The following is a 12,422-nucleotide window of genomic DNA, read 5'->3' on the forward strand; positions in this document are numbered from 1 at the left end:
GCTATTCACGCACTTTGTAGGGGTATTCCGGTGTGGTTATTACCCTGCAGTCGTTTTCGCTGCTGCCGCAAGCCGTTATACTGGCGCGCTCATAATAATGACTAATAACGGGGCACCAGATGGATAAGGATAAAGAACCACTCCTGTCGGATATGAAACCATCGCAGGAAGATATTGCACTGCGGCAGAAACAACTGCAGGCGCGTAAAGCCGCCGCCGCCCGTGCCGCTGCCGGCAGCAGCCCGGCCAAACAGCCGGCCGGTGCCAAGCCCTCACAAACCCTGGCCATCAGCGCGCTGGTTCTGGGCGTGTTGCTGGCGGGCCTGGCGGGTTGGTTGTTTACCCAGGTACAAGCCCAGCAACAACAGCTGCTGAATGCCGAAAAATTACTGCGCAGTCAGGCCCAGAATATTGAAGTGCTGAACGAGCGCCTGTCGGTGACCGGTGAAAACGCCAACTTATCCGTCGATGCCTTAAAAACCATCGTTAAAGAGCACGACAGTGAAATCCGCAAACTCTGGGATCTGGCCAACAAACGCAACCGCGCCGATATCGGTATGAACAGCAAGGCCATTGCTGGTGTGAAAACCGAGCTGAGCAAAACCGATAAAGAACTGCGCGCCGGCCTGGAACAGCAGAAAAAACAACTGGCCAGCAGCGACAGTGCCGCGCAGAGCCGTGAAGCCGAGCTGAAAAAGCGTCTGCAAAAAGCCGAAGCCCAGCTGGTGAGTTTGTCGGGTACGGAATTGCGTCTGGTGCAGCAGGGTGAAACCATTCAGGCACTGGAAAATGAAATTGCCCGCATGAAGAAAGCCGGTATCGGCGCTGATGCGGCCGATATCCGCCTGCAGCTGGAAGACGTGAATATTCGCCTCGACCGGATGCAGAACGCCATCGGCCCGCGCTGATTTCCCGCCCGTGAAGGTTGCTCTCAGCCTTACTCAGCCACAGTTATTGCGCCAACAGCTGGCCGCTGCTTTCACGCAGCTGCCGACCGTGCAGCTGGCCTGGCAACTGGGCCAGCGGGCCGATACGCCGGGCACCGCGTTTTTTATCGGCTATCAGGCGGCCATGCGCTGTCTGGATAAGCAACTGCCGCCGGATTGCTGGGCGGCATTCTGTATTTCTGAACGTGGGGTACGTGACCCGCGTCAGATGCACACCACCTTTAATACCGACAGCGGCCTGCTGCAGGGGCAAAAGTCTCATGTGATGCTGGCGGGGCAGGGGCTGGACCGGTTATGTGTGGTGGCCCGGCCGGCTGAGGCGGGTGAAAACCTGCTGGCGCTGTGGCTGGATGCCACACAGGTGAGTGTGCTGCCCGCTAATCCGCAACCCTTCCTGCCCGATTTGCCGCATGTTCCGGTCAGCTTTGCTACCCGGCTGCCGGCCACCGCACTGTTCAGCCACGATGCCCACCGGCACTGCAATAAACCATTCCGGTACTGGGAAGATGTGCACCTGGCGCTGGCACTGGCCGGTTGGCTGCAACAGCAGGTGGTGGTGAACGAACTACAGGTAGCTGAGGTACAGGAGCGGTTTGAACGCCAGCCCGGCTATTACGATCTGGTGGCGCTGGATGCCGTGGAAGCCTTACTGGCGCATTTGGCGCAGGCCGCCGTTGGTTTGCCAGCAGAAGCGGCGGCACAGTGGCAGCGCGATACGGTGCTGTTGCAATTTACCGCCCCTGTACGCAGCAAAATCCGGCAACGGCTTTTACAACCTGAGTAAAGGGTTAACGCACCGTCACTGAAACCGGGCTGACCGGAGTAAGACCGGACGGTGTGCTGTCCATGCGCACAGAGTCTTTCTTACTGGTTAAGGAATCGCTGATCGATAACGCGTGGTTATCCGGGGTGGCCGTGGTGTCTGCCAGGGTATCCGGCGTTTCAATAATGGTCTGCGCCATTTCCTGGTTCAGTAACCGGGGCAGCTGAATGCTCAGTGATGTGGAGCGGTTATAGCGCAGGGCGCTGCTGTAATCGTAATGGTGCGTCGTTTTGCGGGCCTCATTAATGGCCTGAAAAATATCCCGCGCGTAGTAATCATCCTGGCCAGCCTGTGTAGTAGTGGCAGCCAGCAGCGGCAGTATAAGCAGAGACGTACTGATGATCTTCATAAGCCACTCTCCTCCGTATCCGGTTCCCGATTCAACCCAGGCATCAGGGTTTAGGCGTTGCCTTAACTGAAACCCCGGAAGCGCGGATATTACGGCTTACCGCAAATTCTGAGCGGGCTTCGGGGATAAACAGCTCTTTCTTGCCATCCACTTTCTCGGCGCTTTCCGGTGAGCTGTCGCTGTCGCGTTTCAGCTTTTCACTGCTGGTATCGGCCAGTGCTGCGTTTTTACTTTGCCGGCCCAGTGCTGAATCAACCGCCGGTTGCTGCGCGGCTACCGCGGCGGCTTCACCGGCAGCGGTTGGCCCCATGGCGCCTTCAATGACTTCTTCATCCATTTCGGTATTCAGCATCTTCGGCAACGAGAAGCTGCGCGAGGTGGTGCGGTTATACCAGCGGGCGCCAACAAAGTTGGTGTTTACCGGATTGCTGCGGGCAGCACTGACGGCATCGTCCAGATCGGGTGAGAAGTATTGCTCGGTGTTGGCGTGGGCCGGCCATAGTGGCAGGCACAGCAGCAAGACCAGAGCGGTACGGAACGTGGCGGTAAAACAGGATCTTTCCATCGGTTGACCCCTTTTGTTTTTGTTATTTTTTGTAAGTGGTGGCATCATAGCAAGCCGGATTTTTGCTGTACACTCCCGGAATGTAAACAAACACCCAACGGGTGCTGAAACGGCGGTGTCACACCGACACCGGAACGGACAGGAAATAATAATGATAAAAATCGTGTCGTTGTTTGCCGCAGCCGGTCTGCTGGCCGTACTGCAAGGCTGTACTATCCATCAATCCATCGGTGACAACTTTGGCTCCTATGTGTCCGGCCCTGACGGGCAGGCGTTCAAGCCGGTTGGCCCGCGCTGGGATTACGAAAACACCGCATTGCTGTACGTGTATCGTCCGGCGACTGAGTGGTCGATGGATGAGCTGGAAACCCCCAGTTTTAACGTCGATGGCGAGCGCCTGTTCAACCTGAAAGGCGGTGCTTATACCTGGTATGAACTGGAGCCGGGCAGCTATAACCTGGTGATGCGGCGTGGCCTGCTGGGGCTGGAAGGTGTCGGCGATCTGGTCATCAAAACCCTGTCACGGCTGCAGCTGGAAGCGCAACCGGGCAAGGTGTATTACCTGCGCTATTCCGAAATTGACCCGCCGAAAATTATCCCCGATCAGGACGTCAACCCACTGGGAGACGGTCCGCTGCAAATGGTATCGCCCACGCTGGCGCTGACGGAGCTGCCGGTAACCAAAATGCTGCACCGGGGCCGCGACCGTCTGCAACCGGAACAGCCGGTTGCCTATGCCGCCGTCCCGCAACCAGGCCGCGGTGGCGATACGCTCGACAGCCTGCCGGCCGTGGATAATGAAGCGCCTAACACTAAAGAACAGGGCTGGTGGCCGTTTTAGGCCAGCTGCCAATGCGCTACAATGCCCGCCTTTAAACGCCCACCGCCGTGGGCGTTTTTACTCCCGCGAGCTGATGAGAGAGACCTGCCATGACGGTGATCAAGCAAGAAGACCTGATCCAGAGCGTCGCCGATGCACTGCAGTACATTTCGTACTACCACCCGAAAGACTTCATTCAGGCTGTTCACGAAGCCTACCAGCGTGAAGAATCCAAGGCTGCCAAAGACGCCATGGCACAGATTCTGATCAACTCCCGTATGTGCGCCATGGGCCACCGACCGATCTGTCAGGACACCGGTATCGTCACCGTGTTCCTCACCATCGGTATGGACGTTAAGTTCGAAGGCGACATGAGCGTGGAAGATATGTGTAACGAAGGCGTACGCCGCGCTTACACCCACCCGGATAACGTGCTGCGTGCGTCTGTGCTGGCCGATCCGGACGGCAAGCGTGCAAACACCAAAGACAACACCCCGGCCATCATCCACATGAAACTGGTACCGGGTAACACCGTCGACGTGCACGTCGCAGCCAAAGGTGGCGGTTCGGAAGCCAAATCCAAGTTTGCTATGCTGAACCCGTCTGACTCCATCGTCGACTGGGTGCTGGAACAGGTACCGAAAATGGGCGCCGGCTGGTGCCCGCCGGGCATGCTGGGTATTGGTATCGGCGGCACCGCTGAAAAAGCCATGCTGCTGGCCAAAGAAGCCCTGCTGGAGCCGATCGACATTCACGAGCTGCAGGCCCGTGGCGCGCAGAATCGCGCCGAAGAGCTGCGTTTAGAGCTGTTCGAGAAAGTAAACAAACTGGGTATTGGTGCTCAGGGCCTGGGTGGTTTGACCACCGTGCTCGACATCAAAGTAATGGATTACCCGACTCACGCTGCCAACAAGCCGGTAGCGATTATTCCGAACTGTGCCGCCACCCGTCACACCCATTTTGTGCTCGATGGCTCCGGCCCGGCGCAGTTGGAAGTGCCGTCGCTGGATGACTGGCCGGAAATTACCTGGGAAGTGGGTGATTCCGTGCGTCGCGTGAATCTGGATACCGTTACTCCGGAAGACGTCAAAGACTGGAAAACCGGCGAAACCATTCTGTTGTCCGGCAAAATGCTCACCGGCCGTGACGCCGCGCACAAGCGTATGGCCGATATGATCAACCGTGGCGAAGAGCTGCCGGTGGATCTGAAAGGCCGCTTTATTTACTACGTTGGCCCGGTTGATCCGGTGCGTGACGAAGTGGTTGGCCCGGCTGGCCCAACCACAGCCACCCGCATGGATAAATTCACCCGTCTGGTGCTGGAAAAAACCGGCCTGCTGGGCATGATCGGTAAATCCGAACGTGGTGATATCGCCATCGAAGCCATTAAAGATAACGAAGCCGTGTATCTGATGGCGGTGGGCGGTGCGGCTTACTTAGTATCCCAGGCGATTAAATCCGCCAAAGTGGTGGGCTTTGCCGACCTGGGTATGGAAGCCATTTATGAGTTCGACGTAAAAGACATGCCGGTAACCGTGGCGGTGGATACCAAAGGCGAGTCGGTGCATAAAACCGGCCCGCAAACCTGGTACGCCAAAATTAACGCCACAGAAATCTGAGCAGAAATTTGCAGCGTTAAATAACAAAAGGGAGCTTCGGCTCCCTTTTGTTTTATTGCAGATTTATCCGACTATTGATACTGGCCGATACCACCCAATACTGTCGGTTAAAGTGTGTTAGTCATTACAGCAATCCGCCGGCACAATTTCATAGCAAGGCGTGTAGTTACCGCTGATGCGCATGCGGCCGTGGCTCACCATCGCGCTCAGCAGTTTATCCATACCCGCCAGCACGTCTGCATCGCCGCGCAGCTGGTAGGGGCCGTGCTCCATCACCCGGGTAATGCCCACTTCTTTGACGTTGCCTGCCACAATGCCGGAAAAAGCCCGGCGTAAATCGGCGGCCAGCCGGTGTGCCGGTTGGTCTTTGCTCAGGCACAGGTTGGCCATGGCGTCGTGGGTGGGGTCAAACGGCAGCTGGAAGTCGGGGTCAATGGTCAGGCCCCAGTTGAAGAAATAGGCGTCGTTACGGCGACGACGGTAATCTTCCACCCGGGTAATACCTTCTTTCATCACCTGAGCAACCTTTACCGGGTCATCGATAATAATCTGGTAGCGTTTCTGCGCCACGCTGCCCAACGTACTGCCAATAAAGCGGTCGATGTCGCGCAGGTAGGCTTCAGTTTCCTGCGGGCCGGTTAACACCAGCGGGAAGGGCATGTTGTGGTTGTCCGGGTGCAGCAAAACGCCGAGCAAATACAGCAGTTCTTCGGCCGTACCGGGGCCGCCGGGGAAAATAACAATGCCGTGCGCCAGGCGCACAAAAGCTTCCAGCCGTTTTTCGATATCCGGCAGAATAATCAGCTCATTAACGATGGGGTTCGGCGCTTCGGTAGCAATAATGCCGGGTTCGGTAATGCCGATATAACGGCCAGTGCGCAAATGTTGCTTGGCGTGGCCGATGGTGGCGCCTTTCATTGGGCCTTTCATGGCGCCGGGGCCGCAGCCAGTGCCAATGTCCAGTCCGCGCAGGCCCATCTGGTAGCCCACATCTTTGGTGTACTGATATTCCTGCAGCGGAATGGAATGCCCGCCCCAGCATACCGCCAGGTTGGGTACACAATCAGGTTTCAGGACATTGGCGTTACGCAATAAATGAAATACGGCGTTGGTAATGTCTTCGCTGTTGCTGAGGTTAAAACGATGGGCTTTTAACACGGATTCCTGCGCATACAGCACATCGCGCAGTACCGAAAATAGTTGCTCGCGTACACCACGGATAATTTCGCCATCGACAAAAGCGCTTTCCGGCGGATTAATTAAATTCAGCACAATGCCGCGGTCTTCCTGCTGCACTTCAATATCGAAATGGCGGAATTCTTCTTTTAATTCCAGATAATTATCCGACTGGCTGCCGGCGCTGAGCACGGCATAGCAGCAGCGTTTTACCAGTTCGTAGGTTTCGCTGTCGATGTCGCGCAGTTGTTCAATTTCATAGCGCGACAATACGCGCATGGTGGTTTTCGGGTGAATCAGTTCGTAATGCTTAACCATAAAATCTCCGGCCGTCAGGCCCATAATTCCATTGGCCCATAGTGGCTGAGTAAACGCAGAATATCGCTGCGGGTAACAATGCCACAGAGTTCGTTGTTGTTATTCAGAACCGGCAGGGCGCCAATGTTGTACTCGTATAAAATGCGGCTGCTCTGGCGTATGTCGGTATCCTGCAATACACAGAGCACCGGCTTAACCGTCAGCGCCATAATGTTGCTGCGCCAGAACAGCGGCAGCGTGCTCGCCGGTTGGCGGGCTAAGGCCTGCAGCAAATCAAAATCAGAAAACATGGCCAGCACCTGGCGGTTTTCATCGATCACCGGCAAATGGTGGTAACCTGTTTTCTGCACCAGATCCCAGGCTTGTTGCACGGTGGCTGAGGGCGGCAGTGTGCGCACTTCGCGGTGCATCACCTCACGGATAAAACCGACCGCATCGGGATGCTTTTCCTTTTGTTGCTGATACGCCTGCAGGGCCGCTTCGCCGCTGTGGCTGGCATCGGTATGCGAAATCGGGTGTACACCGGCGGTGGCTTCGGTGGCCTGTACCCGCTTTTGCTGTGGCCGTATCGGGGTTTCTACCCGCCGACCCATATCAAATACAACCAGTGCCATAGTGCTGTCCTGTTGCTGGCCTGTGGGCAATATAACAGTGGCTAAGAACAGTGTCAGCTTTGTACGGTGCGGCGCGGACAGGGGCGTACCCTTATGGTGCAGTGCTTGCTGGCATGCTCAATTATGGTTCACCACATTGCGCTGTCGCGGCGCACGGCTACCGGCACCATGGCGGTGACAGGTTGAAATCAATCACAAAAAACAGTGCGGCAACGGGCCTTTGGGCATTTTATTAATGCCTTTCACAGTAATGGCACAGCCCTTGCCTTTCCTGAGTAACCATTCAGTCGTTTGCTGTACGCGCAGCGACAAAAAATATTATTCAGGAACAAACGATGAAACAAAAACTATCCGCTTTACTGCTGCTGATGCCATTGGCAGCCAATGCCGACGGGGCGGTGGCTGGCAGTCAGAACATCAATATTTTGTGGGTGTGTATTGCTGCCGCCATGGTGTTTTTTATGCAGGCGGGTTTTGCCTTGCTGGAAAGCGGTATGTCTCGGGCTAAAAATGCCGTCAACGTGATGATGAAAAACTATGTCGATGTGTGCGCTGGCAGCCTTATTTTCTGGTTGGTGGGTTTCGGCCTGATGTTCGGCAGTAACAGCAGCGGTTTTTTTGGTGCCAGTCATTTTGCCTTAACCACCGGCACGCCCTGGGATTTTACCGTTTTATTGTTTCAGATTATGTTCGCCGCCACGGCGGTAACCATTTGCAGTGGCGCCATGGCAGAGCGCACCCGCTACGATGCGTATTTAGTGGCCGCCTGTGTAATTACGGCCTTTATTTATCCGGTGTTCGGCAGCTGGGCCTGGGGTGGCATGTATGGCGGGCAGGGCTGGCTGGCCAAACTGGGCTTTATTGATTTCGCCGGTTCTACCGTGGTGCATTCAGTGGGTGCCTGGTGCGCACTGGCCGGCATTATTGTGCTGGGTGCCCGTACCGGTCGTTTTGATCGCAACAGTGGCCAGCCGCGCACCATTCCCGGCCACAATTTATCGTTGGTGGCCTTGGGTGGTTTTATTTTATGGCTGGGCTGGTTCGGCTTTAACGGCGGCAGCACGCTGGCGGCCAGCGCGGATGTGGGCCTGATTATTCTGAATACCCAGCTGGCGGCTTCGGCCGGTGCCATTGGTGCGTTGCTGTTCAGCAAAATAACCCGCCGCCCGGTGCTGTTAACCGCCACCGTTAACGGCAGTGTTGCCGGACTGGTGGGTATTACCGCCGGTGCTGCCAGCATGGGGCCGGAGTTTGCCGCGTTAACCGGTTTAATCGCCGGCGCTATATCGGTGTACGGCGCCGGCTGGCTGGAGCGTCGTCGCCTGGATGATGTGGTGGGCGCCATTCCGGTACATGGCTTTGCCGGTGCCTGGGGCACACTGGCAGCGGGCATGTTTGTGCAGGGCAATATGTTTGATGGCTACCAGATTGCAGTACAGATTATCGGTATTTTCTCGGCTTTTTTCTGGGCTTTCCCGACGGCGTTAATTTTGTTTTATGTACTGCATAAGTTATTCGGTTTGCGGGCCAGTACCGAAGACGAGCAGCGCGGTTTGGATTACACCGAGCATGATGAAATCGGTTATCCGGAATTTCATCAGAACGTTACTTATCATCGGGAATAATTAGCCATCGCGAATAATTGGTCATCGCGAATAATTGGTCATCGCGAATAATTGGCCGTCGTGAGTAATTGACCATAGCGAATAACGATTCAGTATTACCATTCACTGTAAAAAAATGAGCTGTAACCATGACAATCGAAAGTAAACGTCGTGCTGTATTTACTGTGTTGTCGGACTATCTGCGCGGGGAAACCCTGTGGGAAGCCATGTGGCGCTGGCAAAATCAGTTTGCCGATAAATCCCAGTACGAATTAAATGGATTTTTATCGCAGTGCGGAGATATTCCGGAAATATCCGCCAACCGGCCCCAGCTGTACCGGCAATTAATAAGCCAGCTGATGGCCAACAGCAACGGCTTAAAACCAGACCCCATCGAGCAGATGCTGCAGTACCGCCAGCAGCAGGAAGCGCTGGGCGTATTTGCAGCCGACAGTGCTGACTGGAGCCAGGCCTTCAGCAGTGTGCTGGAGCATCTGTTCGGCCAGTTGCGTTCCGATACCGCACGGCAGGTAAAACGCTTTGCCAGCGAACAGGCTGTGCGCAATGGCCTGCCGCAAAACATCGCCTATGCCTTCACCTTATGGGAGCAGGGCGGTGACCCCATCGCCGTGCAGGGCGCGCCGCTGGTGCAGCTGAAGCGCCTGCTGAACTTTGTTTACATCGGCTTGTGTGAATACCTGGGCCCGGTGGATGCTGACCGCATTCTCAGCCTCAGCATCCGCAGTGCCGGGGCGGATCGCCGCCATAATGCCGACCCGCGGTTGCTGCTGGAAAAGTAAGTTCGGGGTGCTTTGGTTATAAGCAGCGGTATCGGGGGGTAACATCCGGCGCCAACTGGCAGTAAACTAGCGGCCATTCATTCCGACGATGCATGAGATCCGCTATGGAACCCGTTTACCGCTTAACCATTTCCTGCCCTGACCGTGTTGGCATTGTGGCCAAGGTGGGGCAGTTTTTTTCCGGCCACGGCGGCTGGATTGTGGAAGCCAACCATTATTCCGACCCGGTCAGTGGCCACTTCTTTATGCGCCACTGCATCCGCGTCAATTCTTTACCCTTCGGGCTGGAAGAACTGAAAGCGCAGTTTGCCCCCATTGCTGAAGAGTTTGGCATGGACTGGCAGGTAAATGATTCCGGCGCACCGAAAAAAGTAATTTTAATGGCCAGTAAAGAAAGCCACTGCCTGGTGGATTTACTGCACCGCTGGCACAGTAAAGAACTGCACTGTGACATTCCCTGTGTTATTTCCAACCACGATACGCTGCGTTCACTGGTGGAATGGCACGGCATTCCGTTTTTCCACGTACCGGTCGACCCGGCCAATAAAGCCGAGCACTTCGCCCGCGTGAACGCCATTGTGGAAGAACACAAAGCCGACACCATTGTGCTGGCGCGCTATATGCAAATTATTCCGCCGGAACTGTGCAGCCGTTACCACGGCCAGGTGATTAATATTCACCACAGTTTCTTGCCGTCGTTTGTTGGGGCCAAGCCTTACCATCAGGCCGCCGAGCGCGGCGTAAAACTGATTGGTGCCACCTGCCATTACGTTACCCCCGAGCTGGACGCCGGCCCGATTATTGACCAGGACGTTATTCGCATCAGCCATAACGACACCGTCGACGACATGGTGCGGTTGGGTAAAGACGTGGAAAAAATGGTGCTGGCGCGCGGGGTGCGCAGCCATTTGGAAGATCGGGTGCTGCTGCACGGCAATAAAACCATTGTTTTTTAAGCAGGACGCTTAACGGGAGACGGGAGAGGCTGGTAGGAGCGGCATTTTTGCCGCGATGTCCGCCAACGGCGGGCCGATAAACATCAACGCGGTGAAGGCGGGTTTAACAACCCGAATCGTGACAAAAATGTCACTCCTACAATTCGGGCACGCCCAACGCTCAACTCCGAACGCCCAACGAATAAATGTAGGAGCGGCATTTTTGCCGCGATAGAGCGTCAGAGGCTGCAATTTTGCAGCATGATATAAGCGGGCCTGCGGCCCGAATCGGGACAAAAATGTCCCTCCTACAACCTGCGCTGAAAAATTCCCCTCCTACAACCCCGCTGAATTACCGGCATAAAAAAACGGGAGGTACCCAAAGGCATCTCCCGTTTTCCGTTCAGCGTGCCGCCAGCGGCGGCACCAGCCATCAAACCCGATTAAACCAGTTCAATCGCTACTGCTACGGCTTCACCGCCACCGATACACAGGCCGGCAACACCTTTCTTGCCGCCGGTGTTTTTCAGCGCGTTCATCAGGGTAACAATCAGGCGTGAGCCGGTAGAACCCACCGGGTGGCCCTGGGCGCAGGCGCCGCCGTAAATGTTCACCTTGTTGATGTCCAGCTTCAGCTCGTCGATTGGCATCATCGCTACCATGGCGAAGGCTTCGTTGATCTCGAACAGATCCACGTCGTCTTTGCTCCAGCCGGCTTTGGCCAACACTTTTTCAATGGCGCCAACCGGAGCCACGGTGAACTCAGACGGATGCTGTGACTGAGTGCTGTGCGCCACAATGCGTGCCAGCGGCTTAACGCCTTTGGCTTCAGCAGTGGCTTCGCTCATCAACACCAGTGCTGACGCGCCATCAGAAATAGACGAAGCGTTAGCGGCAGTAATGGTACCGTCTTTGGCAAACGCCGGGCGCAGGCTCGGGATTTTGTCGATGTTGGCGTTAAACGGCTGTTCGTCCTGCTCAACCAGCGTTTCACCTTTGCGGCTGACCACTTTCACCGGCACGATTTCAGCGGCATTCAGGCCTTTTTCGATGGCGTCTTTGGCGCGGGTGAGTGACATAATGGCGTAGTTATCCATCTGCTCACGGGTGTAGCCTTTTTTGTCGGCCATTTCCTGCGCGAAGGCACCCATCAGTTTGCCGGTTTCGGCATCCTGCAGACCATCGAGGAACATATGGTCTTGCGGCGCGCTGCCGGCACCCATGCGGAAACCGTTACGCACACCTTCCAGCACGTAAGGCGCGTTGGACATAGACTCCATACCACCGGCAATCACAACCTCGGCCGAGCCGGCTTTAATAATGTCGTGCGCCAGCATGGTGGCTTTCATGCCAGAACCACACAGCTTGTTAATGGTGGTGGCACCGGTGGCATCCGGCAGGCCGGCTTTGCGCATGGCCTGACGCGCCGGGCCTTGCTTCAGGCCGGCGGGCAGCACGTTGCCCATAATCACTTCCTGCACATCGGCAGCATCAATACCGGCGCGCTTAACCGCTTCGGTAATGGCAATGGCGCCCAGGTCGGTGGCGCTGACGCTGGACAGGCTGCCCATAAAACCACCCATTGGGGTACGGGCGCCGGCAACAATAACAACAGAATCTTGCTTGGACATAACTGCTCCTGAATACGGGAATCGTTAAAAAACCCCGGCATTTTAAGGGAAGCCCGCGCAGAAACCTAATGTTGACACTGCCTGCTGACTATTAACTGAACAGCCGCATGCTGATGCCGGAATATTCGTTACACGCAGATACAAAATCTGAGGGGTGATTCCATGGAATCATACTTTCGAGTGATGAGGGTGATAGTAGGCCACATTATAGTCGGCGTATC

12 protein-coding genes are annotated in these 12,422 nt (G+C 55.8%); 7 read left to right on the forward strand and 5 right to left on the reverse strand.

From position 1 onward, the window contains the following. Positions 1–119: 119 nt before the first annotated feature. Positions 120–908: a hypothetical protein gene (locus GJQ55_RS02580; RefSeq protein WP_228345956.1), complete on the forward strand. Its 789-nt coding sequence runs from the start codon at positions 120–122 to the stop codon at positions 906–908. 10 nt (positions 909–918) lie between these two features. Continuing rightward, a complete protein-coding gene (locus GJQ55_RS02585) occupies positions 919–1,731 on the forward strand; it encodes a hypothetical protein (RefSeq protein WP_228345957.1) in 813 nt (270 codons plus the stop codon). A gap of 4 nt (positions 1,732–1,735) precedes the next feature. Here the strand turns inward: GJQ55_RS02585 and GJQ55_RS02590 are convergent, their stop codons facing one another. Together GJQ55_RS02590 and GJQ55_RS02595 are read right to left on the reverse strand one after the other, a co-directional pair. Beyond that, positions 1,736–2,119: a hypothetical protein gene (locus tag GJQ55_RS02590; RefSeq protein ID WP_228345958.1), complete on the reverse strand. Its 384-nt coding sequence runs from the start codon at positions 2,117–2,119 to the stop codon at positions 1,736–1,738. Positions 2,120–2,162: 43 nt separating this feature from the next. Next, the gene (locus tag GJQ55_RS02595; RefSeq protein WP_228345959.1) at positions 2,163–2,684 is read right to left on the reverse strand and encodes a hypothetical protein; all 522 of its coding nucleotides are present in this window, start codon (positions 2,682–2,684) and stop codon (positions 2,163–2,165) included. Positions 2,685–2,835: 151 nt separating this feature from the next. Here GJQ55_RS02595 and GJQ55_RS02600 point away from each other — a divergent pair, with 151 nt between their 5' ends. Together GJQ55_RS02600 and GJQ55_RS02605 are read left to right on the forward strand one after the other, a co-directional pair. After that, entirely contained in the window at positions 2,836–3,525 is a 690-nt protein-coding gene (locus tag GJQ55_RS02600) for a DUF2846 domain-containing protein (protein WP_228345960.1), read from the forward strand. 89 nt (positions 3,526–3,614) lie between these two features. After that, the gene (locus tag GJQ55_RS02605; protein ID WP_228345961.1) at positions 3,615–5,123 is read left to right on the forward strand and encodes a fumarate hydratase; all 1,509 of its coding nucleotides are present in this window, start codon (positions 3,615–3,617) and stop codon (positions 5,121–5,123) included. A 117-nt stretch (positions 5,124–5,240) separates the two neighbouring features. Here the strand turns inward: GJQ55_RS02605 and ppnN are convergent, their stop codons facing one another. Both ppnN and GJQ55_RS02615 read right to left on the reverse strand, forming a co-directional pair. After that, positions 5,241–6,617: a nucleotide 5'-monophosphate nucleosidase PpnN gene (ppnN, locus tag GJQ55_RS02610; protein WP_228345962.1), complete on the reverse strand. Its 1,377-nt coding sequence runs from the start codon at positions 6,615–6,617 to the stop codon at positions 5,241–5,243. A 14-nt stretch (positions 6,618–6,631) separates the two neighbouring features. Then, on the reverse strand, positions 6,632–7,231 hold the full coding sequence (locus tag GJQ55_RS02615) for a CBS domain-containing protein (protein WP_228345963.1): 600 nt from the start codon (positions 7,229–7,231) through the stop codon (positions 6,632–6,634). Positions 7,232–7,566: 335 nt separating this feature from the next. Between GJQ55_RS02615 and GJQ55_RS02620 the strand changes: the two genes are divergently transcribed. From GJQ55_RS02620 to purU, 3 genes are all read left to right on the forward strand, one after another. Continuing rightward, positions 7,567–8,856: an ammonium transporter gene (locus GJQ55_RS02620; RefSeq protein WP_228345964.1), complete on the forward strand. Its 1,290-nt coding sequence runs from the start codon at positions 7,567–7,569 to the stop codon at positions 8,854–8,856. A gap of 128 nt (positions 8,857–8,984) precedes the next feature. Then, positions 8,985–9,635 (forward strand): hypothetical protein, encoded by a 651-nt coding sequence (locus GJQ55_RS02625; protein WP_228345965.1) that lies wholly within the window; start codon positions 8,985–8,987, stop codon positions 9,633–9,635. Between the two features lie 104 nt (positions 9,636–9,739). After that, the gene (purU, locus tag GJQ55_RS02630) at positions 9,740–10,591 is read left to right on the forward strand and encodes a formyltetrahydrofolate deformylase (protein WP_228345966.1); all 852 of its coding nucleotides are present in this window, start codon (positions 9,740–9,742) and stop codon (positions 10,589–10,591) included. Positions 10,592–11,013: 422 nt separating this feature from the next. Here the strand turns inward: purU and GJQ55_RS02635 are convergent, their stop codons facing one another. After that, positions 11,014–12,201, reverse strand: a complete 1,188-nt coding sequence (locus GJQ55_RS02635) for a thiolase family protein (RefSeq protein ID WP_228345967.1) — start codon at positions 12,199–12,201, stop codon at positions 11,014–11,016. Positions 12,202–12,422: the final 221 nt, after the last annotated feature.

Source organism: Venatoribacter cucullus (genome assembly GCF_016132445.1).
Taxonomy (GTDB): Bacteria; Pseudomonadota; Gammaproteobacteria; order Pseudomonadales; family Oceanobacteraceae; genus Venatoribacter; species Venatoribacter cucullus.